Origin of the sequence: Janthinobacterium sp. SUN033 (genome assembly GCF_030397595.1) — a bacterium.
GTDB lineage: Bacteria > Pseudomonadota > Gammaproteobacteria > Burkholderiales > Burkholderiaceae_D > Janthinobacterium > Janthinobacterium kumbetense.
The window spans coordinates 305312-328807 of sequence record NZ_JAPQNV010000003.1 but is presented as its reverse complement, the minus strand read 5'-3'; the positions used below and the strand labels follow the sequence as shown (position 1 = coordinate 328807).

The window sequence follows — 23496 nt, the reverse complement described above, 5'->3', positions numbered from 1 at the left end:
GCGTCCGCCTTTCCCAACCTGTCTTTGGAGCAACTGCCCATGTTACGCATGAAAACTTCCATCCTTCCCCTCCTGGCCGGCTTGCTGTGCGCGGGTGTCTGCACCGCGGTACAGGCGCAGGCTGGCGTATCTTGCCGCCCGGAATTGCAGGCCCAGGCGGAGCCGGGTGGCGCGCGCGTCGTGCGCTACCGCAAGAATATCGATGAACTGACCCCGGCCGAGCTCGACGCCTTCAAGCATGCGGTGAGCGAGATGAAACGCAAGAGCCAGGAAAACGTGTATGACCGGCGCGGCTTCCTGTGGCAAGCCTGGGTGCATAACTGTACCTCCGTCGACGTCTTCAATGACCGCCAGGCGGCCTTGCCCGGCGACAGGCTGAAGCAGTTGCTGGGCGACCCGACGCGCAACAGCTGCGACATTGCTTATTTCATCGACAAGGTGGCGACCGAGGACAATGCCCACGAGGAATTCCCGGGCGAGTGCGAGCACCAGAAGAACACCTTTTTGCAATGGCACCGGGCGCAGCTGTACTTTTACGAGCAAGCGCTGCAGGCGGCCGACCCGAACGGCGAACGGGGCCCCAGCACGCGCAACGTCGCGTTGCCGTACTGGAACTTCACCCGCAAGCCTTCCGGCGTGCGCTATCCGAAAGCCTTCGAGGATGTCGATTCGCCGCTGTACGATGCCACGCGCAAGAGGGAGGGGCTCGATAGCTCGCTGGCCACGGCTTCGCCCAACTTGCTGGCCTACCAGATCTACTACATGGATTGGGCCGATTTTGGCGGCGACGAATACGGCAGCCTGGGCGGCGGCAACCTGGAGACGAAGATCCACAATCACATGCACGCCACCTACATGGGCGGCAATATGGGCGACAACGTCACGGCCGGCCTCGACCCGCTGTTCTATGCCTTCCATAACTTCCTCGATTACAGTTTCGAGAAGTGGCTGGACGAGCATGGCGACGCCGGCATACGCGGCAGCGGGCGCACGGCGTTCATGCGCAGCGAACAGGATGCGAGCTTGCCACGGCCCGTCGGCTGGAGCGCCGGCAGCGGCGATGCCCAGCGCAGCGATTCGGGCGACTACACGGCCAACATGGGCCAGGCGGTGCTGTACTTCGACACCCTCCGGCAAGGCTATGGCTTCCAGCCGCGCTATGGCGGCGAATTTGCCCGCAAGAAGGATATCCAGGCCTTGATCGACCGGCACCAGCAGGCGGGGTTTGTATTCGGCGACAACCAGAAAAGCCTGTTCGCCGCCCTGCTCAGCGACGATGCGGCCGATGGCGCGGTCGCCAGGCCCGACCTCACCGTGACCAGCGCCTACACGATCCCGGCGCGGCGGGTGGCCGGCGACAAGCGGGCGAACATGGTGCTGGACCGCGCGCATGCGGACGAGGACTACAGTTTTCAGGCCGATATCTACCTGTATCCCTCCAAGGTGACTGCGCGCATCGGCGACAAGGCGTTCCGCGACCGCTACCTGGTCACCAGCACCAGCCACTGGGCCTTGTCCGGCGCCCACCAGCATGATAAATATGTCATCGAAACGGATATCACCGGCATCGTCGACAGCCTGGTCCCCAAGAAGCGCAGGCAGGCCTGGCGCATCACGGCGGCCATCACCACGAATGACAAGGGCCGCGGCCTGATACGGCAAGGCGATTTTTCCACGCCCGTGATCCAGGTCGTCGACCGCCGCAAACCTGCCGAACCCACGTATGAGGAGAGCAAGCCATGAGCGAACGGACCAGCTTCAAGCGCGACGTGCAGGGCCTGTTTTCCCGCTACGTGGCCGACATGAACAAGATCAAGCTGTCGAACCCCGAGTCGACGGGCGTGCAGCGGCTGTACCTGAATGACTATGCGAGCGTGAAGGCGTTTGCCTGGCAAATCCAGGTGGCCATCCACGGTTACGACTATGACAGTCGCAACGCAAAATGGCGGGTGGAGGCCGGGCACCGCCTGCGCGCGCCGGGAGGGCGGGAAGGCGAGTATGTCATGTCCGCGCCGCACCCGATGCCGCCCGACGGGCCGATGGCGCAGGAAGGCATCGATATCTTCGACCAGTGGGTGAGGGACGGCATGCAGCCGTGACTCTCAGGCCAACCGGCACAGACACCCTTGATGATCAGGAGTTCAGCATGGCATACACAGGTTTGAGAATTCACCCGGCCATCGGCATCGCCCGCGTCGGCAACAGCGAAGAATACTATCTGGGCCCGGAAAGCCTGGCCGGCATGCCGCTCGATGGCCAGGATGGCACGGGAGGCTTGCCGATCCGGCCCGGCACGGAAGACACGACCATCGCCAGCACCGAGTTGCGCGACGCCGGCGGAAAGCTCAAGCGGCAGGCGGCCCGCTTCCGGATTTACCAGTATGCGTTCGACGCGGCGGACGGCGTGGAAAGCTACCCGCTGGGCCGGCGGGGCGCGGCGGCCGAAGTGGCCATCGGCAGCATGGTCGATGGCAAGATCGTCAAGGACATCGTCTGGACCGTGCACCTGGCCAACAAGAAAGCCAATAGCTGGGAGGGCGGGGAAGGCGTGGCGCCGTTCGACAAGCAGCGCGCGCCAGCCCTGCGCAATCCGGCCTTCGGCACGCCAGGCTCGCCGCACTTCGGCACGCCGGCCGACCCGCTGCGCCTGAAGCTGCTGGTCATCGATCCCGGACCGCGCACCGTGCAGGCTTCGCGCCAGGGCGTGCAGCAGTTCGACACCTCGACGCCGCCGTCGTGCGCGGATGCGGCCAGCGGCGCTGTGCGCAGCCTGCCCGACTATCCCGTGTCGTTCCCGCGTGGCGGGCAGCCTGGCGCGCCGGCGCAAGGCCCTGGCGCCATCATCGCCTCGCTGGGCGCCATCACGACGGAAAAGAATGGACGATTGCTGGTGCTGGGCGGCTATGGCAAGGCCTGCGGCTTCGACGCGCAAGGCAATTATTCGGCCGCCGCCGTCCTGCACGACAATGTCAACAACGACAACTGGTTCGATGACGTGGCCGATGGTCCCGTCACGGCCATGCTGCTCTTTGCCGACGGCACGGCGCGCAGCGTCGAGGGCGGCGCCTGGGTGATCTCGAGCGACCCGTCGTACGCGCCGCAAACGGCGAACGTCGTATCGCTGTGGGACGACCTGTATTGCACCTGGCTGGAAAAGATGGCGCTGCGGCCCGCCGTCCATGCGGACGGCCGCTACCAGGCGAGCTACCGGAGCAATTTCCGCACCGATGTCCAGCCCATCCTGCGCGCGGCGTCGCTGCAGCGCTGGACGACCAGCTTGCCGGCCAGGGCGATCAAGGAGCACGACTTGCTGGGCAAGATGAAGGCGGAAGGCCTGACCTACCCGATCATGAATTTCATCCGCCATCCCGACCAGACGGGCGCGCCGTCGCTGAAGCCGCAAATGCCGCTGTCGCTGGGCGATGCGGGCAGCAGCCTGCTGACCCTGACCCGGGCCCAGTATTTTTTCATGGAGCAGTGGGCACATGGCCAGTATGTGGCCGACAGCGGTGATTTCCTGCTGGGCGCGGGCGAAGCGCTCGACCGTACGGTCCTGTTCAACTGCCTGGGTGGCCGCTACAGCCCCGGCATCGAGATGGGTTTTATCGTGCGCGACCCCGGCCTGTACCGGCAGGCGTGGCGGCGCCATGATGCCGGCGGCCCGTTCCGCCTCAATGCCCAGCATCTCGACTACGCGGCCGCCGTCAGGGACCAGCCTTTCCTCGGCGCGGGCTACATGCCGCTGCGCGGCGGCGAGCTGCAGCCCGGCGACGTGTCGAAGTTCATGGCCTTGCCGTGGCATACCGATTACAACTCGTGCGCCACGCATTTGCCCGATCCGAATCCCGGCGGCACGGTGTTCAATAACCAGCAGGCGATCGATGCGGCCACGGCGCTCAATGGCAATGGCTACAATACCTTGCTGTATTCCTCCTGGCCGGCGCAGCGGCCCGTGGCCGTGTACACGTATGACGACGTCGTCGCCAATGGCGGCGAATTGGCGACGCCGCGCTATTCCGTGCGCGGCAAGGGCACGCGGGCCGATGGGGTGCCGTCGACCACCCCGGAAAATGCGGAAATCGACCGGCCCGCCATGCATGTGGGCCGCTACCAGGACCGCGCGCAGTTCCTGCTGAACTGGCACCGCATCGGCGTGGTCGTGCAAAGCACGGCGATTGCGCGCAAGGCGGGCGAAAAGGCCATCTGCAAGGATTACTACCTGGAAGTCGAAAGCCTGTTCGACAGCGATGAAAGCAACCTGGTCGAGTATTGGCGCAACACGGCCATCGACAAGGTGTACCGGCCGAAGCCGCAGCCGAAACCGAAGCCCTGATGGCGGCCGCAGACAGTCCCGGTGCGGCAGGGCCATCGCGGCAGCGCTACCGGGTCGCCATCATCGGCGGCGGCCCGGCGGGCTGCGCCTGCGCGCTGGCGCTGGCGCAGCATGGCGTGCACGACGTGCTCGTGATCGAGGCGGGCGACTACGCTCAATTTCGCATCGGCGAAAGCATTCCGCCCGAAGCCAACCGCCTATTCCACGCGCTGGGCATTGCGCAGGATTTTTTCGCCGAGGCGCACGCGCCTTGCCATGGCAGCTGTTCCTGGTGGGGCAGCGACAAGCGCGGCTACAACGACGCGCTGCTGCATCCGCTGGGCCATGGCTGGCACCTGGAGCGTTCCCGTTTCAATCGCTTCCTGGCGCGCCAGGCGCGCTTGCGCGGGGCGGAAGTGCTGCTGCGCGCCAGCCTGGCCGCGTCGGCCCCGGCGCAAGGCGGCGGCTTTGCCCTGGAATTGGTGCTGGGCGATCCGGCGCACCCGCGACCGGCCAGCATCCATGCCGATGTGGTGGTCGACGCCAGCGGCACGCGCGCCGTCTTCGCGCGCCAGCGCGGCAGCCGCAAGGTCGAGACGCTGCCGCTGGTCTGCCTGGCCATGCGCTTCGCCGCGCCCGCCGGCCCCCGTTCCGGCCTGACGCACCTGGAAGCGGTCGAACACGGCTGGTGGTATGGCGCCCATCTGCCCGACGCCACCATGCTGCTGGCGTTCTACAGCGACGCGGCCACCGTCAAGGCGCGGCGCCTGCAGCATGCCGCGCACTGGCTGGAAGGGCTGGCGGCCGCGCCCAATACGGCAGCGCTGGCCCGCGGCGCCGTGCCGCTGGCAGGCGGCGTGCAGAGTTTTCCCGCGCCGTCCTACTGCCTCGAGCAACTGTATGGCGACGGCTGGCTGGCCATCGGCGACGCCGCCTCGGCCTACGATCCCGTCACCTCGCAAGGCATCGTCAAGGCGCTGGCCAATGGCATGGCGGCCGCTGGCGCCATCGCCGGCCACGCCGCCCTGGACGCGGTGGCGCAGACGGTGGCGCAGCGCTACGCCGATTACCTGGCGCAGCGCCAGCAGTACTACGGTTGGGAGCAGCGCTGGCCCGCCGCGCCGTTCTGGCGCCAGCTGCATGCGGATGCGGGTGCTCTAGCGGATTAACGGCGCTGCGCTTCGCGTTCGAGCGTATCCCTGCCGATGATCTTCAGGCTGGCGCCGCCCTTGAACGGCAGCGCTTCCTCGCTGCCCGCCGTCTGGATGCCGGCCGAGACGCCGATTTCTGCCGTCACGTCGACGAATTCTGTACGGAACATGCGCAGCTCGGTGTGCTTGATGACGCTTTGCAGCGCAATCGACTGGCCCGGCGCGATGGGGGTGAAGGCGCGCTTGAGCGCGTGATTGGCCAGGCCCGTCTTCAATACCTGGCTTTGTTCGCTCGCGTTGTCGATCAGGCGCATATTGGGCCCCCGCGCTTGCATGTACTGGAGCGGATAGCCGACTTCCCCATTGCCGATATTCTTGATGACCACCTCGATGCGCATGTCGCTGCCCGTGAAAATGCAGGCTGGATTATCGATGCAGTGGGCGCTGATGGAGAGGATGTCGTTCGGCATGGCGTTTCCTGGGAGTTGTAGGGACACTGCGAGCAGTGCGATTAGGAGCCGTTCAGGATGATATCGCATTTGATCTGCCGTCCTATTTTCGTTCGTAGCAAGTCCTGCACTTCGATGGCGATCTGCCAGGCATGCCGGTCACGGATGACGATGGAGCCGGCCGAGTTCATGATGTTGGCAGCGGCCGGTTCCGGTTCCTCATCGTCCGAGAGCGAAGGCACGGGCGCATCCCAGCTGCCGTCCGGCTTCTTGTATTTGACGGTCTCGTCGTCTCCTTCCACATACGAGTATTCATCCGGCAGGCCATAGCAGTGACCGAATTCATGGGCGTGTGTCTGGCCATCGGTCGAGGCGGACACGTCGATGATGGTCCCCGTCACGCTTTCGCGGTCGTAGCGTTTGTGGATCTGCATGACGTAATGCTCGTTGCTCTCCACATAAACGACGCGGTAGATGATGGGCAGGGTGCGCGTGCCGCATTCCGGATCGCTGATTTTCATCTGGAATTTATTGTTCCAGTGGCTTTCCAGCCCCGTGGTGGCGATGCCCTTGACGTACTTGATGACGGCGGCGCGCTGCTTGGCCCGCGTGGCGGCCTGCGGGGTGCCCTTCTCGCGGTCTTCCAGCGCCTGGTCGGCCGGCTCGAGCACCGTGATCACCTTGACGCGCAATTCGGCGATGATGCCGGTATTCGACTTGACGGGCACGTAGATCTTGTAGCGCACGGTGTCGAAATAGTTATGCGGCGCGCCAGTGGCGCCGAAGGTGTTGTTGTAGCGCGGCACGCTGGAGACGCTAATCTCCTTTTCATAGTCGGCGATCCAGCAGGCGGGGCGCTTGATCAGCACTTCCTTGCGCTGCTTGTTGTCGACGGGGCTGGTGCTGGACGTACCCGTTGCCTTGAATTTCGGCTCGGGTGCGGCCGGCGCCTTGGCCGTCGTGCCGGGCGCGGGCGACTTGGCGCGCGTGTCCGAGCTGGGCGCAGGAGCCTGGTCAGGGCCGTTCTCCGTCTCGGGCGACTGGCCCGGCGACTTGAGCAGTTCGATCACCAGCGCCTCGACGGCGGCAGCCGCCACGATGTGGGTCAGGCCCCTGGCGTCCGTCATGCCCGTTTCGATGCTGCCGTCGGCGCGCTTGACGCGATACGGCTGGCGCGCCATCAGTTCGCCCGTGTCGCGGTCTTTCAGCACGAAGCCTTCGTCGAACAGTTTCAAGCGGCTGTCCGGCAACGGCGGCAGGCCGGCTGCGGCGCTGGCGCCGCCGTTGAAGACATGCTGCCCGCCCTTGACCGTAAAATGGCCGGGGCAGCGGAAGGTGATGTCGCCGCCTTCGAGCGTGATCGAGGATTGTCCCGCCTGCAGGACGATTTTCTGGTTGGCCTTGATGTCGATGCTGTCGCTCACGGAGATCACCGTGACAGCTTGATCGGCGAGGATTTCCAGCTGGTCGGTATGCGCTTCGAGCGAGACGGGGCCGTTGCCAGCGACGGCCTTGATGCCGCCTTCCTGGCTGAACAGCGTGGCCGCGTTGGCCGCCACCGAGGCGACCGTCTGGCCGGCCGTCATGTGCAGGTCGGCCTGCGCCGTCCAGTGCAGCTGCTGGCCCGCGAACAGCACGGTCGACGCGGGCGTGGCCCAGTTGATGCTGCTGGGCGACTCCATCAGCACGAGCGGCTGGGCGTAGCGTTCCACGGGCTGCGCCGTATCGGGCGCGCGCGTGCCGCTGCCCGCCTTGCTGGCTTCCTGGCCGCCGACGCTGGCCTGGTACTTGCCATCCTGCTGCGGGTCGATCTGCTTCGCCATGTCCAGCTGCGCTTGGTTCGCATCCTTGCTGACGAGGGCTTTTTGCTGGCTTGCCGATGTCGCCACCGCCTTGCTCAGTTCACAGGCGCCGCGCAGCAGGGCCAGCGCCTCCCTGGTGTCGAGCTGGCTCGACGCCACGCCGGCGCCCTGGCGCGCGCGCGCCGTGGTCGAGAGCAGCACGCCTTCGCCGGCGCGCAGCATGGCCCAGGCATCGGTGCGCAACTCAAAGCCGCTGCCGCGGTAGCTGCCCCGTTGCGCCGAACTGGCGCCTTGCTGCACCAGGTAACCCAGATTGAGCTCGGTGGCGGCGCTGCTCGAAGCTAGCCGGGTGCGCAGCTGGCCCTGGGTATCGTCCAGCACCCACTGGTTGTAGCCGGCACCGTCGAAATTGTGGCTGTGCATGCCCGACAGGGCGCCCGCGTGGTTGATGCCCGAATCCTCGCCGGCCGCATACGGCGGCGTGTCGCTGCCCGTGTAGAGCTGGGCGACGACCAGCGGGCGGTCCATGTCGCCTTCGATGAAGTCGACCAGCACTTCGGTGCCAAGGCGCGGCGTGAATTGCGAGCCCCAGTTCGGGCCGGCCAGCGCTTCGGCCACGCGCACCCAGGCGCCGGACGCCTCGTTGCCGGGCGCGTTGCCCTGCTGGTCGGTGTTGTGCGCCAGGCCGCCGGGATTGGCGGCGCTGCCGCGCTGCCAGGCAAACTGGATGCGCACCTGGTGGTCGCGGCCCGTGGTGGCCACGCTGTCGGCCAGGCCCACCACCAGTGCCGTCTGCGGACCCAGTGCCACGGCCGGTGCACGCGCGGCGGTGGCGCGCGGCACGATGGCCACGCTGGTGCGTACGCAGCCGAAGCGGTTGCGGTAGGTGCCCGGCTCGATCTGGCCGGCGATCCAGTCGGCCACGCCGCCCAGGCCGGCCGTCCTGGCCAGCTTCGACAGCATGCCGCCCAGGCTGGCGCCGGCCGGTCCCGTATTGTTGCGCGCCTGGTGCTCGGCCCACAGCACGGTGAAGGCGTTGGCGCCATCGGCATGCTGCTCGTGCTGCAGCAGGCGCATGGCGTGGCCGGCGGCCAGGCGGCGCACGGCGCCGGCGCCGTCGAACTGCTTGTTGTCCAGTTCCAGGGCTTGCAGCATGCGCTCGCTGTGCGGCCCGGCCGCTGCGCGGTCGGCGTGCAGGCGCTCGCCGGCGCCGTCATACACGGCCAGCTGCGGCAATTGCCCGGCCTCCAGGCTGGAGACTTGCTCGGCGGCGGGCGCCGTCACCTGCGCCGGGTCCCAGCTGCTGATGCTGACGGCGTTCGACTGCACCTGGCGGCGCGCGCCGAAGCGGTCGATGGCGTCGTCGGTATCGGTGGCGCGCACGCCGTGAAAGCGCATGTCGGCGCCGCCCGGCGTCTGCGGCGCGGTGGCCTTGCTGTCGAAGATCACCAGTTTGTGCCTGGCCTGCGCCTGGCCATCGCCGCTGTCCTGCGCGCCGCCGGGCTGGTCGTGCTCGAAGCGCCAGCTCAGGCCTTCGGCAGCGAGCAGGCGCGCGAAGAAATCGAAGTCGCTTTCGCGGTACTGGGTGCAGATGGCGCGCGTGGCCAGCGTCTGGCTGACGTCGAATGCGAAGCGCAACTGCGAGTAGTCGGCCAGCAGCTCGGTGACGATGTCGCGCGCATTCTTGTCCTGGAAAATGTAACTGTCGCGACGCAGTTGCAGCAGGGCCAGGGCCGGCTCGAGGCGCAGCCGGTAGCGCGCCACGCCGCCGTCGGCGCCCAGCCAGGCGCAATCGGTGCAGATGCCGTGCCAGGCGCGCTGGCTGCCGTCGGGCTGCAGCAGGCACAGCGTCATTTCTTCGCCGATGAAGGAGGCCAGGTCCAGGCTGGCCGCGGTGCTCAGGGCGTCGACCTCGAAGCGGAACAGTTCATTGACGGCCTCGCGGCCCTCGAACTGTTCCGCCATCAGCGATTCCGGCTGCCCGGATTGCTGGGCCGTGGCCAGGGTGATGAGCCGTGCGTGCTGGCTCAGGCCCGTGCCGAACTGGCCCGTTGCCGCGGGGGTTTGTTGTGCGTCGCCCATCACGGCAGGGTAATGCTCAGGTTAGCCACGCGCGGCGCCAGCTTGACGATGTCGTTGTAGGCAATGATCTGCGCTTGCGTCTGTTTAGCCAGCATGGTGCGCAGGCCCAGGTAGCCCAGTGCGCAGATCAGGGCGAACACCGAGCACAGCACCCATGGCGGCACGTTGTTGCGCAGCTTGTGGATGATCTGGTCGGGCCGCTCCGCATGCGGGGCGAAGCCGGTTTTCTTTCCCTTCATCTGGGCGATTTCGTCGCCCAGGCGCGCCGTCAGGTAATTGAGTTTTTCCGGGCCTTCGAGGATGTAGCGGCCCTGGAAACCCAGCAGCAGGCACATGTGGAAGACCTCGAGCGCCTGCAGGTGCGCGCTGCCGCGCGCGCGCAGCGCTTCGAGACGGATGAAGAAGTTTTCGCCGGCCAGCTGGTCGCCGAACAGCACCAGCTGCAACGGCCGCCGCGCCCATTCGTCGCGGATGCTGTAGGGCGAACGCAGGATGATTTCATCGACGGCCGCGCAGAACGCATATTTGGCGGCGTCGATGTCGTCCGCCGACGCACCCTGTTTTTTCGCGCCGCGGCTGAACTCATCGAGGAAGTGCGTCATCTTGCTGATGAAATCGGCATTGTCTTGCGGTCCGCTGCCGTTCTTCAGCATGAACAGGGCGTAAAAACCGTCGTACATCAAGTCCATCAAGGTGTGTTCGGTGCCGGGACCGGCAGCCATGCTGGCGGCATAGGCGGCCTGGCTGCCGGACATCAGGGAAGGGGGAGCGCTGGAGTGCATCGTTGGACCTCAGGAAGTGACGGCGACAAGTTCGAGTTTCAGTTCACGCATGCCGGAAGGGACATACACCAGCAGCGACTGCGCCTGCAGCATGCGTTCGTACATCTGGCCCTTGGCCTCGATGGTGAAGTAAAACATGTCGGGACGTACCGGCACGGCGGCCGGCACCTGCGGGGCATGCTGCAGGCGCACCCCGGGCAGGGCGGACAGGACGAATTTTTCCACGTCGTCCGGCGCGCCCACCTTGAAGCGCAGCGGCACCACGTCGACCAGTTCCACGCCGGCCATGTCGGCGGACACGCCCAGGTAGAACGCCGTCTTGGCATCGATCTTTTCCGAGTCCAGCTTGCCGTGATGGTAGGACGGCTTGGTTTCCGTCAGCGCGATGGCGAAGTATTTCGACGAGATCACGGTGTCGAGCAATTCGCGGATCATGGCGTGCAGCTGGGCGAACGAGGGTCCGGGATCGGCATGCCGGTACGGCGGCAGGTCGGCCAGCGCATGGCTGCGTGAAAAGGTCATCAAGCCGCCGGCCAGGGCCAGCAGCTGTTCGTACAGGCGCTCCGGATGCAGCGCCGGATGATGGAAGTAATGGCTGAGCGAGGCGTAGGCCGCGCTGGCCGTATGCAGCAGCCAGAACGAGGACATGTCGCCGGAGCGAAATTCGATCACGCTCTTGCTCGGCTCGCGGTGATGCCCATACAGCGCGTTGACCTTGGCCTGCAGCGCGTCGATCAGGCGGCGCAGCTGCAGGAACAGCAGGGGCGCGCTGCGGATGGACAGGCTGGGGGGCACGAAGGCGGGATCCTGCTCGAAGCCGCCCGTCGACAGGCGCCGCAGGCGCAGCAGGGGGAAGCTGACGTAGGAATCGCGCGGTTCGGCATCGGCGACCAGGCGCAGGGTTTTTTTCAGGTAGGTCAGTTCGGCCTGCGCGGCCTGGGTGTACAGGTCCGGCGTGCTGAGATTGGCCTGGGCGTAGCGCGCCGCGTTGTTGGGCTGGCCGCTGGCGGCGAAGTTGCCGCCGAATGGCTTGAAAGCCGGCAAGGCGGCGTGGAAGGTCACCGATTGCAGCGACGACGGCAAGTTGCCCAGGTCGAGTGCGTCGGGCAGGTCATCGCTTCCGGCGGCGTTGTAGATTTCGCCGTCCTGGAAGACCAGCGACAGTTCCAGCAGGCGCAAGCTGTTGTTCGCCAGCGCATCGCGGTCGATCTGCAACTGGTTCACGCCCCACGCGTACGGGTGCAGCGCCTTGACGCTCTCGTGCAGGCGCTGTTCGTGGTACTGGTCTTGCTGCTGGAAATGCTGGGGCCGCAGGAACAGCCCTTCGCCCCATAATAATTTGTTTGCCATGCTCATGAATTGCCCTCTATGCCAGACACAGTGAGGCGCGCGGCAGCGACTGAAAATCATGCTTCGCATCGCGCAACTTGGTGCTTTTTTCGCAACTGCAAGAACCTTAACATTATCTTGAAGAATGGTGCGTACGGTACGTTTTTAGCGTGAGTAGTGTGAGATTTCGCGTATTTTCTATCGAACGCAGTGAATTTTGAAATCATGCTACGCTCCGAAAAATAAACAATTAGCAACTATAAAAAGCAACTTTTCAATCGCCAAAACCGTCTTCTTTTTTGAAGGAAAGCTCAACATGACACGCCCGGTTTCGCTATGCACGCTTGCAGTTATCGCCTGTGCTTTTACCCTCAGCGCCTGCAGTACGGCGCCGGTGGCCAAGCCGCCGCCCGTCGTGGCGCCGACGCTGGAAGAACTGATGGCCAAGGCCACGCAGGCGGTGGACACGGGCAACAAGGCGGCGGCGCTGGCGCTGTGGCAGGAGGCGGCCGCCGCGGCGCCCGCCGACAAGCAGCCTTGGGTGCGCATGGCGCAAAGCCGCTACGATGCGGGCCAGTATGGTGAAGCCATCCTCAATGCCCAGGAAGTGCTGGTGCGCGATCCTGCCGACAAGCTGGCCAACAGCGTGATCGCGATCAGCGGACTGCGCCTGTCGACGCGGGCGCTGGCCGACCTGAGCCGCCAGAACAACCTGTCCGGTCCGCTGCGCGCGGAATCGCAGGACCTGGCCAAGCTGCTGCGCGAGAGCCTGGGCGAAACCGTGCTGGTGCCGCCGCCGGACAAGCCGCCCGTGCGCGCGTCGCGCAAGCAGCCAAGCAAGCGCACTGCCGATGAGGGCAGCGCCAATCCATTCAATGCCCTGAAGTAGCCAGCCAGGCACAGGTACGCCGCAGTTCAACAGGCGCATCGCCGATGCCGCCAATATTTGGGAAGGGGATGTCATGTCGAAAAAAGATAGTGTGCAGAAGCGCTTGCAAAAGGTACGCCCGCCACGCGTGCAGATGACCTATGACGTCGAGATCGGCGACGCCATCGAAAACAAGGAGCTGCCCTTCGTGGTGGGCGTGGTGGGCGATTTCGGCGGCAATTCCGAACTCGAGCAGAAGCGCCTGAAGGACCGCAAGTTCGTCGATATCGACCGCGACAATTTCGATGAAGTGATGAAGGGCATCGAGCCGCGCGCCACCTTCCGCGTGCCGAATGAACTGGGCGCCGCTGGCGGCCAGTTCGGCGTCGAGCTGAAATTTCGCGCGATCGCCGATTTCCGCCCGGAAGCGGTGGTCGAGCAGGTCGAGCCGCTGCGCAAGCTGCTCGAGGCGCGCACCAAGCTGGCCGACCTGCGCAACAAGCTGGCCGGCAACGACAAACTGGAAGACATCCTGAATGACGTGCTCAACAGCACGGAAAAACTGGCCCAGCTGGAACAACATTCCCACGTCAGGAAAGATTGATATGTCCGCACAACTGACCCCCGCATTGAGCGCTGCCGGCGCCGCCGAAATCGACTTGCTCGACCAGATCGTCGAGCAGAGCAAGGTGGCCAAGTCCAGCGTCGAACACGCCCGCGCCAAGGATCTGATTTCCGAACTGGTCAGCCAGGTCATGGATGGCACGGTGGTGGTATCGAACAACCTGGCCGCCACCATCGATGCCCGCGTGGCCGAACTGGACCAGCTCATTTCCGCGCAGCTCAGCGCCATCATGCACGCGCCCGAATTCCAGAAGCTGGAAAGCAGCTGGACGGGCCTGCACTACCTGGTGAAGAACACGGCTACCGGCACGAATCTGAAAATCAAGATGATGAACGCGACCAAGCGCGAGCTGGTCAAGGATTTCCAGAGCGCGCTGGAGTTCGACCAGTCGACCATGTTCAAGAAGGTCTACGAAGAGGAATTCGGCACCTTTGGCGGCGCGCCGTTCGGTACCTTGCTGGGCGACTTCGAATTCAGCCGCCAGCCGGAAGACATGTATTTCATCGAGCAGATGTCGCACGTGGCCGCCGCCGCGCACGCACCGTTCATCTCGTCCGCGTCGCCGGAACTGTTTGGCCTGGAAAGCTACAGCGACCTGGGCAAGCCGCGCGACCTGGCCAAGGTCTTCGATACGGTCGAGTATGCGAAGTGGAAATCCTTGCGCGAATCGGAAGATTCGCGCTACGTGGGCCTGACCTTGCCCCGCTTCCTGGGCCGGCTGCCGTTCAATCCGCTCGATGGCGCCACGGTCGACGGCTTCAATTTCGTCGAGGACGTCGACGGCACCGACCACCAGAAATACCTGTGGTGCAACGCCGCCTACGCGTTCGGCACCAAGCTGACGGCCGCCTTCGAGGATTACGGCTGGTGCGCGGCGATCCGCGGCGTGGAGGGGGGCGGCCTGGTGGAAGACTTGCCGACGCATACCTTCAAGACGGACGAGGGCGAGGTGGCGCTGAAATGCCCGACCGAGATCGCCATCACGGACCGACGCGAAAAGGAATTGAGCGACCTGGGCTTCATCTCCCTCGTGCACTGCAAGAACACGGACTATGCCGCGTTTTTCGGCGCCCAGTCGGCGCAGAAGGCGAAAAAATACAATACGGACGCCGCCAACGCGAACGCCGTGCTGTCGGCGCAGCTGCAATACATCTTTGCCGTGTCGCGCATCGCCCACTACATGAAGGCCATGATGCGCGACAAGATCGGCAGCTTTGCCGCCGCTTCCAACGTGGAAGATTTCCTCAACCGCTGGCTGACGCAGTACGTGTTGCTCGACGATAACGCCAGCCAGGAACAGAAGGCCCAGTTTCCGCTGCGCGAAGCCTCGGTGCAGGTGGCGGAAGTGCCGGGCCGGCCAGGCGTGTACCGCGCCGTGTCCTTCCTGCGTCCGCATTTCCAGCTCGATGAATTGTCCGTTTCACTCCGTTTGGTCGCGGAGCTTCCGCAGTCGACCAAATCGTAATGTATTTTTCTTCACACCCTTGAAAGGAATAACATGGCAATCGACGTATACTTGCAAATTGATGGCATCAAAGGCGAATCCACGGATAACAGCCACAAAGATTGGATCGAATGCAAGTCGGTCCAGTGGCAGGTGTTGCAACCCAAATCGGCGACCGCCTCGACGGGCGGCGGCCATACCGCCGAACGTACCGAGCACAAGGATATCGTCATCGCCAAGATGGCCGATCTCGCCAGCCCCTTGCTGCTGCAAACTTGCTCTTCTGGTAAGACCATCCCGAAAGCCAAGCTCGAGTTCCTGCGCGCCGATGGCCAGGGCGAGCGCATCAAGTACTTCGAGATCGAACTGGAGAATGTGATGATCAGCAGCGTGGCGCCATCGGTGGCCGCGGGCGACATTCTCGGCGAAGACCTGGCACTCAAGTATTCGAAGGTCAAGTGGAAGTATACGCAGCAAAAAGTGGGTGGCGGTTCGGGCGGCAACACCTCCGGCGGCTGGGACCTGTCGGCCAACAAGACAGCCTGACCGCATCTGACCGCGTACGCCAGTGGCGCGCTGCCGCCGCTGGCTTTCCTGGCCGCCGGCAGCGGCGTCCACGCCACCCATGAAACGGGAAGCTCATGAAAGGTTTTACGCCGGGCCTGTTCGACCGCCTGATGGATACGCCCGTGCACGGCGCCTCCAGCGGCACCGTCTCGCGCCTCTCGCTCGAGGATTTGAAAGACACCGTGGCGCGCGACCTCGAAGCGCTGCTCAACACGCGCGCCGTGCTTCCCGAGGCGCTGCTCAAACCCTTTCCCGAGTGCGGCAAGTCGATCATCACGTACGGCTTGAACGATTTCGCCGGGCTTAGCCTGTCGAGCACGGACGACCGCGCCTATATCTGCCAGTGCCTGGAAAAGGCCATCGCCCGCCACGAGCCGCGCTTGCGCCAGGTGCGCGCATCGCTGGAAATCGAGGAAGGCTCGATCAACCGCCTCAATTTCGCCATCAGCGCGCTGCTGGTGGTGCATGCGGCGCACGAACCGGTCAGCTTCGACGCCATCCTGCAGCCTTCCAGCCTGCATTACACGATCAGCAAGGGGCGCCGCGCCGCGTCCACGGGAGCCTGACCTTGGATGAATTGCTGCCCTATTACGAGCGCGAACTGGGTTTCCTGCGCCGTTATTCGCGCGAGTTTTCCGAGCGCTACCCGAAGATCGCCGGCCGCCTGCTGATGGGCGGCGAGGTGTGCGAAGACCCGCACATCGAGCGCATGATCCAGTCGTTCGCGCTGCTCAATTCGCGCATCTCGAAGCGCATCGACGACGATTATCCCGAATTTACCGAAGCGCTGTTCGAAGTGCTGTATCCGCATTACCTGCGGCCGTTTCCCTCGTGCTCGATCGCGCGCATGGATTACGGCGCCGCGGCGGCGCAGCTGACGGCGCCTGCGGAAATCGCCCGCGGCACGGAGCTGACGACGCGCCCCGTGAAAGGCGTGGCCTGCACCTTCCGTACCGCCTATCCCGTGACGGTGGCGCCGCTGGCGCTTACGCATGCGGCTTTTTCCGCCATCATCGAGGCGCCGGAACAGGTGCTGCTGCCGGCGAATGCCACCTCGGGCGTGCGCATCACCATCGAGTCAAGCGCCGCGCAGCTGTCGCTGGGCCAGCTGGGACTGGCGTCGCTGCGCGTGTTCATCGATGGCCAGCCCTCGTTTTGCGCGGCGCTGCGCGACGCCCTGTTCATGCGCACCGTGAAGGCCTATGCCGAGGCGGACGGCAGCGGCAGCTGGGTCGCGCTCGACGGCATTCCCGTGCGCAGCGCCGGCTTTGCCGAGGACGATGCACTGATCCCGTTTTCCGCCCGCTCGCATCCGGCCTACCGGCTGCTGACCGAGTATTTCTGCTTTCCCGAAAAATTCAATTTCTTCGACATCGACCTGGGCGCGCTGTGCGCCGCGCTGCCGTCCGGCAGCCGTCGCATCACCTTGCACCTGGCGCTGAGCGGCTTGCGCACCGATTCGAACACGGCACGCCTGCTGGGGACGATGAACACGCACAACCTGCTGCTGGGCTGTACGCCGGTGGTCAACCTGTTCCGCCAGCGCGGCGAGCCCATCCGCCTCACGCACACGGCCGCCAGCTACCCCGTGCTGGCCGATGCGCGCCGCGCGTATGCGTTCGAGGTGCAGGCCATCGACTCGGTCAAGCTGGTGCGGCAGACGCCGCAGGGCGAATCCGTGGTGGAATTCCGCCCATTCTATTCGCTGCGCCATGGCGAGACCCCGGCCAGGGATGGCCACTACTGGGTCATGCGGCGCGACGAGATCATCGCCAGCAAGAGTCCCGGCTACGAGATGCAGATCTCGATCGTCGACATCGATTTCGATCCGGCCGCGGTGGAAACGGACACGCTCAGCCTGGAGCTGAGCTGCACCAACCGCGACTTGCCGGCGCAGCTGACCTACGGCTTGCACGGCGGCGACCTGTTCCTCGAGGGCGGCTCCAGCGTGCGCAGCATCAGCCTGCTGCGCAAACCCAGCGAGTCGCACCGTTTCGAACGGGGCAGGGGCGCCCACTGGCGTTTGATTTCGCATCTGTCGCTGAATCACCTGTCGCTGGCCGGCAGCGGCCTGGAAGCGTTCCAGGAAATGCTGGCCCTGTACGACTTGCCGCGCTCGGCCACGTCGCAGCGGCAAATCCGCGGCATCACGGCCATCGCCCACCAGGCCGCCAATGCCTGGCTGCCAGGCAATCCCTTCGCTTGCCTGGTGCGCGGCGTCGAAGTGCGGCTGACGATAGATGAAGAGGCCTTCGTCGGCAGCGGCATCCACGCCTTTGCGCATGTGATCGAGTGCTTCCTGGGCTTGTATGTGCATGCGAACAGCTTCACGCAGCTGGTGGTGCTGGCAAAAAAATCAGGAGAGGAGCTGTGGCGATGCAAACCACGCAGCGGCGATTCGAGCCTAGTGTAATCGAGCGCCTGTTTGCCCAGCCTTGCCGCTTCCAGTACTTCCAGGCGGTACGCATGCTGGAGCTTTGGCTCAGGCGCAATGGCTTGCCGCACGACGATGCGGTGGCCAGTTTCCTGCGCTTCCAGAATTCCGTCTCGCTCGACTTCGCCCCCAGCCAGATCGAAGCGCTGGCGCCCGAACCGCGCGAACTGGCAACGGACGCCAACGCCCTGGGCGCGGCGCTGCGCAGCGCGCAGCTGAAATACGTGCGCGTCACGCCGGCCTTCATGGGCTTTCTCGGCGTGGCCGGCGCGCTGCCGCTGCACTATACGGAACGCATCGCCACGCACCAGCTGTATGAAAAGGACGAGGGGCCGCGCGCCTTCCTCGACACGTTCTCGAACCGCGCCCTGGCCCTGTTCTATGAGGCCTGGCGCAAGTACCGGCTGGAGCTCAAATATCAGCTCGACGGCAAGGATCAGTTCCTGCCGCTGCTGCTGTCGCTGGCAGGGCTGGGCAACGCCTCGCTGCGCCAGCGCCTGGCGGCGGACGGCACGGGCGTGCTCGACGAATCGGTGGGCTACTTTGCCGCCGCCATGCGCCACCGGCCGCCGTCGGCTGTGATGATCGGCCAGGTGCTGTCCGAGTATTTCGGGCAGCGCGTCGCCGTCAGCCAGTTTGTCGGCTGCTGGTACGACGTGCCGCGCGAGCAGCAAAGTACGCTGGGTGGCAGCAACGCCGTGCTGGGCGCCACCGCCATGGTCGGTGCGCGCGTCTGGCAGCGCGACTTGCGCCTGCGTCTGACCATCGGCCCCCTGGCCCGCCGCCACTTCGACGCTTTCTTGCCCGGCGGCGCGGCCGCTCTCGCGCTCGAGAAAATGCTCGCCATGTTCACCGGCCTGTGCCTGGAATACGAAGTGCAGCTGGTGCTGCGCGCCGCCGACGTGCAGGGCATGGCGCTGGCAGTGCCGCGCAGCGGCGGGCGGCTGGGCTGGGACAGTTTCCTGATCACCGGCGGCGAGGCATGCGATCGCGCCGATGTCCGCTATGAACTGCATGCGCCGGCTTGAGCGCGCCACTCTACCGATTTCGCCAACCATCATCCGACAAGGACCGCCGCCCCATGAGCATCAACCTGAAAACCCTGATCAGCAAGTTGAACGACACCTGCCGCACGGCCGCCACGCGCGCGGCCAGTCTGTGCGTCGGCCTGGGGCAGTATGAAGTCGACCTGGAGCATGTCTTTCTCGCCTTGCTGGAGCAGCCGCGCAGCGATTTCGTGCTGATTGCCCGCAGGAGCGGCGTCAGCGTGAGCATGCTGGAAGCGGATTTGCGCGCCGAAGTGGCGCGCCTGCAGACGGGCAATGCGCGCACGCCCGTGTTTTCCGTGCGCCTGCCGAAGCTGTTCGAGCATGCCTGGCTGATCGCTTCGCTCGATTTGCGGGCCGGGCGGCAGGTGAGCATCCGCAGCGGTCACCTGCTGCAGGCGCTGCTGACCGAGCCGGAACTGGCGCAACTGGCCTACCGGGGCTCGGCGCTGTTCCACGAATTCAAGCTCGACGAGATCAAGCACGGGCTCGACAAGCTGACCGAGGGTTCGCAGGAAGCCGGCGAGGCGGCCGCAGGGCAGGAGGACGCGGGCGACGCCGGCGGCGATCCCGTGGGCGAATTGGCCGGCGCGGCGGCGTCGAAAACGCCGGCGCTGGACCAGTTCACCGTCAACCTGACGGCGCGCGCGCGCGCCGGCAAGGTCGATCCCGTGATCGGGCGCGACATGGAAATCCGCCAGGCGATCGATATCCTGATGCGGCGGCGCCAGAACAACCCCATCCTGACGGGCGAGGCCGGGGTCGGCAAGACGGCCGTGGTGGAGGGCCTGGCGCTGCGCATCGTGCAGGGCGACGTGCCCGACATCCTGCAGGGCGTGGAAATCCACACGCTGGACATGGGCCTGCTGCAGGCGGGCGCCAGCGTCAAGGGCGAATTCGAGAACCGCCTGAAAAACGTCATCGCCGAAGTGGGCAAGAGCGCGCATGCCATCATCCTCTTCATCGACGAGGCGCACACGATGATCGGCGCCGGCGGCAGCGCCGGCCAGAACGACGCGGCCAACTTGCTGAAACCGGCACTGGCGCGCGGCGAGCTGCGCACCATCGCCGCCACCACCTGGGGCGAATACAAAAAGTACTTTGAAAAGGATGCCGCGCTGGCGCGCCGCTTCCAGGTCGTCAAGATCGAGGAACCGAGCGAAGAGCTGGCGTGCGCCATGTTGCGCGGCATGGCGCCGCTGATGGAACGGCATTTCAAGGTGCGCATCTTCGACGAGGCGATCACCGAAGCCGTGCGCCTGTCGCACCGCTACATCGCGGGCCGCCAGCTGCCGGACAAGGCCATCAGCGTGCTCGATACGGCCTGCGCCAGGGTGGCGCTGGGACAGAGCGCCACGCCGGCCCTGCTCGACAGCGTGGCGCGCCGGCGCGAGCGCATCGATGCGGAAGCCTCGGCCCTGACGCGCGAGGAGAGCGGCGGCGCACGCCATGGCGCGCGGCTGCAGCAACTCGACGCCGAACGCGGCGCCGCCACGCAGGAACATGCGCAGCTGGCCGCGCGCTGGGATGGCGAAAAGGCGCTGTCGGAACAGATCCGGGCGATCCGCCGGCAACTTGAGGAGGGCAAGCCGGCCGACGCGGGCCAGGGGCGCGAGCTGCTGGCGCTGCAGGCCGAACTGGCGTCGCTGCAGGGCGAGACGCCGCTGGTGCCGGTACAGGTCGACGGCCACGTGGTGGCGGAAATCGTCGCCGGCTGGACCGGCATCCCGTTGGGCAAGATGGTCAAGGATGAACTCAAGACGGTGCTGCGGCTGAAGGACTTGCTGCAGGAGCGCGTGCTGGGCCAGCCCCACGCGATCGAGGCGGTGGCGCAGCGCGTGCGCACGGCGCGCGCCAACCTGGACGACCCGGACAAGCCGAAGGGCGTGTTCCTGTTCGTCGGCCCGTCCGGCATCGGCAAGACGGAAACGGCGCTGGCGCTGGCCGACGTGCTGTACGGCGGCGAACGCAAGCTCATCTCCATCAATATGAGCGAATACCAGGAAGCTCACAGCGTGTCGGGTCTGAAGGGTTCGCCGCCCGGCTATGTCGGCTATGGCGAAGGCGGCGTGCTGACCGAGGCGGTGCGCCGCAATCCCTACAGCGTGCTGCTGCTCGACGAGGTGGAAAAGGCGCATCCCGATGTCATGGAGCTGTTCTTCCAGGTCTTCGACAAGGGCGTGATGGACGATGCCGAGGGACGCGAGATCGATTTCAAGAACACCATCATCATACTGACCTCGAACGTGGCGTCGGCCGCCATGATGCAGGCGTGCCTGAACCTGCCGCAAGAGCAGTTGCCGACGCCGGAGCAGCTGGAGCTGGCCATCCGCCCGCAGCTGCTGAAGGTTTTCAAGCCCGCGTTCCTTGGGCGCCTGAAGGTGATTCCCTATTATCCGCTCGGCGACGATGTGCTGGCCCGTATCATCGGCCTGAAGCTGGGCCGCATCGCGGCCCGCATCGCCGCCAATCACCAGGCCGAGTTCCTCTACGACGAGGCGCTGGTCGAGGCGGTGCTGGCGCGCTGCACCGAAGTCGATTCGGGCGCGCGCAATGTCGACAATATCCTCAATGGCAGCCTGCTGCCGGAAATCGCCGAAGCCGTGCTGGCGCGCATGGCGGAAGGGCAGGGCATCAGCCGCATCAAGGCCAGCGCCGGCAAGCAGGGGCAGTTCCGGTACACGATCAAATAGGCGTCTAGCCGGCTCAGTGGCCGTTGCCGGGCGCGATGCCCAGCAGTTCCTCGATGTGGGCCAGCGAGGCGCCGTCCTTGACCACGCCGCGCAGCCATTCGTGCAGGTTCTGCTCGCCGGCGTTGGCGGCCTTGTCGGCGAAGTAGGAGACGGGGCTGTGCGGTTCCGTCTGGCGGAAGTACTGCGCCACCTGGCGCAGCTGCGCCAGCGCCTGGGCGCGGCTTTGCAGCTCGCCGGGCGCCGCCGGCAGCAGCGCCGGCATGGCAGCCACCGCCGCCTGGCCGCCAGCCGGCATCGGCGCGGCGGCGACGCTGGAGGCAGGAAGGGCCGTGGTGGTGGCAGGTAGGGCAAGCTGTATCGCCTGCAGGGCCTCGCGCGCCATGGAAAAGCCCGGGCTATCCCTGCCCAGGCGGGTGTCGGCCGCCTGTTCCAGCTCGGCCAGCGCGTCCAGGCAGAACTGGGCGTCGGCGGCAAAGGCGGCGCGGAACTGCGCCGACGTGCCGCGCCGCGCCGCCTCCATGTCCACCAGCTTGGTGCCGTTGACGCCGTCCTGGTTGCTGGCGGCCCGCTTGCGCGCCGTCTCGAAGTCGACCGTCGACCAGCCGCCCGACTGCTTGTCCGTCAGCGCCATCGCGCGCACGAGGGACGGTGTGCGCGCCAGGATCCAGCTCAGGTTGCCGATGCGCTGCTCGTGGTCGTCGCCATCGGGCTGCGGGTACAGGCCCAGGTCCCAGTACTGGCGCAGCAGGCCGGCCAGCAGGCGATAGCCTTCGCCCAGGCCGCGCAAATGGTCTTGCCTGGCGCAAGCTTCGGCCAGCCAGGCGGCGAGCCGCAAGTCCTTGCTCTTTTCGCCCAGCAGGGTGGCGCAACGCTGCAGTACGAAGGCCCAGTCGGCTTCCTTCAGGTCGGTGACCCACTCGCCCTGGTCGAGCGTGGGGTCGTCGAACTTGCGCGCCTGGCCGATGGCGTCGAAGTCGGTGGAGAAGGACAGGTCGACGCCGCATGGCTGTTCGGCGCTGATGGGAAGCAGGAGCTGGTCGGCTGAAATCATGTGTGTTCTCGGCAGTGGGGCGGATGACTTGCGGGAGGCGTGGCGGTCTTACTGGACCATGCGAAATTCGATGCGGCGGTTGCGCGCGCGGCCATCGGCGCTGTCATTGCTGGCGATGGGACGGTCCGGGCCCTGTCCGGAAGCGCTGAGCAGGTCGCCGTCGATGCCCTTGCCGGCCAGGTAGGTCTTGACCGCCTCGGCGCGCGCCTGGCTCAGGTTCTGGTTGCTGGCGCGCAGTCCCAGGTTGTCGGTGTGGCCGATGATGTCCACCTTGCGGCCCGCCAGCTTGTGCAGCGCCGCGCTCATTTCGTCGAGGATGGCGCGGCCAGACGGCGTCAGCGTGGTCTTGCCGCTCTCGAATTCGATGGTACGGTTGGCCAGCGTGCCGTCGAGGATGTTCTGGTCGGAGGCGGACACGCGCAAGCCGTTGTTGACGGTGTACGTGGGATTGAGGCTGGTGGCGAAGTCGCTGGCGATCTTTTGCCGCTGCGCTTCGTTGGCCACTTCGCCGCGCACGCTGACCACGCTGCCTTCGATCTTCAGCTGGCCGCGGCGGATCTGTTTGAGATCCGCCGTCAGCAGTTTTTGCACATAGGCGTTCCAGTTGGCCGGCTGCGCGACCTGGCCGACGGCGATCTGGTCGACCACCTTGTCGGCGCCATACAATTCGCGCAGGCGCACCAGCACCGCCGCCTTGGCCGCTTCGTCCGGCACCGTGCCGCTGGCCAGGACCTGGCCCGGTTGCGGCGTGGCGGCGGCGGGCGCCGAGACAGCGGCCGCCGGCACGGCGGCGCTTTGCGCGCTGGCGCCGGCCGGGGCGAATACCAGGCTGAGAAGGATGGCAAGGCGGAGGTGGCGCAT

Annotated in this window: 18 protein-coding genes; 12 read left to right on the top strand and 6 right to left on the bottom strand. The window is 65.8% G+C overall.

Features of this window, described 5'->3' with window-relative positions; translation table 11 throughout:
- The first annotated feature begins 39 nt into the window (after nt 1-39).
- Genes OX460_RS14525 through OX460_RS14510 form a run of 4 tightly spaced genes read left to right on the top strand, consistent with a single transcriptional unit; the run spans nt 40 to nt 5481 of the window.
- Nucleotides 40-1743: a tyrosinase family protein gene (locus OX460_RS14525; RefSeq protein WP_289899083.1), complete on the top strand. Its 1704-nt coding sequence runs from the start codon at nt 40-42 to the stop codon at nt 1741-1743.
- Nucleotides 1740-2099: a hypothetical protein gene (locus OX460_RS14520; RefSeq protein WP_289899082.1), complete on the top strand. Its 360-nt coding sequence runs from the start codon at nt 1740-1742 to the stop codon at nt 2097-2099. The genes OX460_RS14525 and OX460_RS14520 overlap by 4 nt, the downstream gene beginning before the upstream one ends.
- A gap of 47 nt (nt 2100-2146) precedes the next feature.
- Complete coding sequence (locus tag OX460_RS14515) at nt 2147-4333, top strand: LodA/GoxA family CTQ-dependent oxidase (protein WP_289899081.1); 2187 nt, start codon at nt 2147-2149, stop codon at nt 4331-4333.
- Nucleotides 4333-5481 carry an FAD-dependent oxidoreductase gene (locus OX460_RS14510; protein WP_289899080.1) on the top strand — a complete coding sequence of 383 codons (1149 nt, stop codon included), beginning with the start codon at nt 4333-4335 and terminating at the stop codon, nt 5479-5481. Before OX460_RS14515 ends, OX460_RS14510 begins: the two co-directional genes overlap by 1 nt.
- Here the strand turns inward: OX460_RS14510 and OX460_RS14505 are convergent.
- The 4 genes from OX460_RS14505 to tssK are packed head-to-tail and all read right to left on the bottom strand — an operon-like array spanning nt 5478 to nt 11934.
- Entirely contained in the window at nt 5478-5933 is a 456-nt protein-coding gene (locus OX460_RS14505; RefSeq protein WP_099664668.1) for a hypothetical protein, read from the bottom strand. The two genes, OX460_RS14510 and OX460_RS14505, sit on opposite strands and share 4 nt — an antisense overlap.
- A 41-nt stretch (nt 5934-5974) precedes the next feature.
- Complete coding sequence (tssI, locus tag OX460_RS14500; RefSeq protein WP_289899079.1) at nt 5975-9796, bottom strand: type VI secretion system tip protein TssI/VgrG; 3822 nt, start codon at nt 9794-9796, stop codon at nt 5975-5977.
- Nucleotides 9796-10578: a type IVB secretion system protein IcmH/DotU gene (gene icmH / locus OX460_RS14495; protein ID WP_289899078.1), complete on the bottom strand. Its 783-nt coding sequence runs from the start codon at nt 10576-10578 to the stop codon at nt 9796-9798. The genes tssI and icmH overlap by 1 nt, the downstream gene beginning before the upstream one ends.
- 9 nt (nt 10579-10587) lie before the next feature.
- Complete coding sequence (gene tssK, locus OX460_RS14490; protein ID WP_099664665.1) at nt 10588-11934, bottom strand: type VI secretion system baseplate subunit TssK; 1347 nt, start codon at nt 11932-11934, stop codon at nt 10588-10590.
- A gap of 289 nt (nt 11935-12223) precedes the next feature.
- Between tssK and OX460_RS14485 the strand changes: the two genes are divergently transcribed.
- The 8 genes from OX460_RS14485 to tssH all read left to right on the top strand — a co-directional run bounded on the left by OX460_RS14485 (nt 12224) and on the right by tssH (nt 21584).
- Nucleotides 12224-12796: a hypothetical protein gene (locus tag OX460_RS14485; protein ID WP_257218664.1), complete on the top strand. Its 573-nt coding sequence runs from the start codon at nt 12224-12226 to the stop codon at nt 12794-12796.
- A 73-nt stretch (nt 12797-12869) separates the two neighbouring features.
- Complete coding sequence (gene tssB / locus OX460_RS14480) at nt 12870-13379, top strand: type VI secretion system contractile sheath small subunit (protein ID WP_077402277.1); 510 nt, start codon at nt 12870-12872, stop codon at nt 13377-13379.
- A gap of 1 nt (nt 13380) precedes the next feature.
- Complete coding sequence (tssC, locus tag OX460_RS14475) at nt 13381-14865, top strand: type VI secretion system contractile sheath large subunit (RefSeq protein ID WP_099664664.1); 1485 nt, start codon at nt 13381-13383, stop codon at nt 14863-14865.
- A gap of 33 nt (nt 14866-14898) precedes the next feature.
- The gene (locus tag OX460_RS14470) at nt 14899-15390 is read left to right on the top strand and encodes a type VI secretion system tube protein Hcp (RefSeq protein WP_035817450.1); all 492 of its coding nucleotides are present in this window, start codon (nt 14899-14901) and stop codon (nt 15388-15390) included.
- A 95-nt stretch (nt 15391-15485) separates the two neighbouring features.
- Nucleotides 15486-15977, top strand: a complete 492-nt coding sequence (tssE, locus tag OX460_RS14465) for a type VI secretion system baseplate subunit TssE (RefSeq protein WP_035817453.1) — start codon at nt 15486-15488, stop codon at nt 15975-15977.
- Between the two features lie 2 nt (nt 15978-15979).
- Complete coding sequence (tssF, locus tag OX460_RS14460) at nt 15980-17824, top strand: type VI secretion system baseplate subunit TssF (RefSeq protein ID WP_251351917.1); 1845 nt, start codon at nt 15980-15982, stop codon at nt 17822-17824.
- Nucleotides 17788-18873: a type VI secretion system baseplate subunit TssG gene (gene tssG / locus OX460_RS14455; protein WP_289899077.1), complete on the top strand. Its 1086-nt coding sequence runs from the start codon at nt 17788-17790 to the stop codon at nt 18871-18873. The genes tssF and tssG overlap by 37 nt, the downstream gene beginning before the upstream one ends.
- A gap of 53 nt (nt 18874-18926) precedes the next feature.
- The gene (gene tssH / locus OX460_RS14450; RefSeq protein ID WP_289899076.1) at nt 18927-21584 is read left to right on the top strand and encodes a type VI secretion system ATPase TssH; all 2658 of its coding nucleotides are present in this window, start codon (nt 18927-18929) and stop codon (nt 21582-21584) included.
- 13 nt (nt 21585-21597) lie between these two features.
- On the opposite strand, the gene tssA is transcribed toward tssH, so the two are convergent.
- Both tssA and OX460_RS14440 read right to left on the bottom strand, forming a co-directional pair.
- Nucleotides 21598-22635: a type VI secretion system protein TssA gene (gene tssA / locus OX460_RS14445; protein WP_289899075.1), complete on the bottom strand. Its 1038-nt coding sequence runs from the start codon at nt 22633-22635 to the stop codon at nt 21598-21600.
- A 48-nt stretch (nt 22636-22683) separates the two neighbouring features.
- Nucleotides 22684-23496 carry an OmpA family protein gene (locus OX460_RS14440; RefSeq protein WP_289899074.1) on the bottom strand — a complete coding sequence of 271 codons (813 nt, stop codon included), beginning with the start codon at nt 23494-23496 and terminating at the stop codon, nt 22684-22686.

Excerpts from the sequence above, each read along its gene's own strand:
- OX460_RS14525 (WP_289899083.1), top strand. The coding sequence starts at position 40 with ATGTTACGCATGAAAACTTCCATCCTTCCCCTCCTGGCCGGCTTGCTG.
- OX460_RS14520 (WP_289899082.1), top strand. The coding sequence starts at position 1,740 with ATGAGCGAACGGACCAGCTTCAAGCGCGACGTGCAGGGCCTGTTTTCC.
- OX460_RS14515 (WP_289899081.1), top strand. The coding sequence starts at position 2,147 with ATGGCATACACAGGTTTGAGAATTCACCCGGCCATCGGCATCGCCCGC.
- OX460_RS14510 (WP_289899080.1), top strand. The coding sequence starts at position 4,333 with ATGGCGGCCGCAGACAGTCCCGGTGCGGCAGGGCCATCGCGGCAGCGC.
- OX460_RS14505 (WP_099664668.1), bottom strand. The coding sequence starts at position 5,933 with ATGCCGAACGACATCCTCTCCATCAGCGCCCACTGCATCGATAATCCA.
- tssI (WP_289899079.1), bottom strand. The coding sequence starts at position 9,796 with ATGGGCGACGCACAACAAACCCCCGCGGCAACGGGCCAGTTCGGCACG.
- icmH (WP_289899078.1), bottom strand. The coding sequence starts at position 10,578 with ATGCACTCCAGCGCTCCCCCTTCCCTGATGTCCGGCAGCCAGGCCGCC.
- tssK (WP_099664665.1), bottom strand. The coding sequence starts at position 11,934 with ATGAGCATGGCAAACAAATTATTATGGGGCGAAGGGCTGTTCCTGCGG.
- OX460_RS14485 (WP_257218664.1), top strand. The coding sequence starts at position 12,224 with ATGACACGCCCGGTTTCGCTATGCACGCTTGCAGTTATCGCCTGTGCT.
- tssB (WP_077402277.1), top strand. The coding sequence starts at position 12,870 with ATGTCGAAAAAAGATAGTGTGCAGAAGCGCTTGCAAAAGGTACGCCCG.
- tssC (WP_099664664.1), top strand. The coding sequence starts at position 13,381 with ATGTCCGCACAACTGACCCCCGCATTGAGCGCTGCCGGCGCCGCCGAA.
- OX460_RS14470 (WP_035817450.1), top strand. The coding sequence starts at position 14,899 with ATGGCAATCGACGTATACTTGCAAATTGATGGCATCAAAGGCGAATCC.
- tssE (WP_035817453.1), top strand. The coding sequence starts at position 15,486 with ATGAAAGGTTTTACGCCGGGCCTGTTCGACCGCCTGATGGATACGCCC.
- tssG (WP_289899077.1), top strand. The coding sequence starts at position 17,788 with ATGCAAACCACGCAGCGGCGATTCGAGCCTAGTGTAATCGAGCGCCTG.
- tssH (WP_289899076.1), top strand. The coding sequence starts at position 18,927 with ATGAGCATCAACCTGAAAACCCTGATCAGCAAGTTGAACGACACCTGC.
- tssA (WP_289899075.1), bottom strand. The coding sequence starts at position 22,635 with ATGATTTCAGCCGACCAGCTCCTGCTTCCCATCAGCGCCGAACAGCCA.
- OX460_RS14440 (WP_289899074.1), bottom strand. The coding sequence starts at position 23,496 with ATGCGCCACCTCCGCCTTGCCATCCTTCTCAGCCTGGTATTCGCCCCG.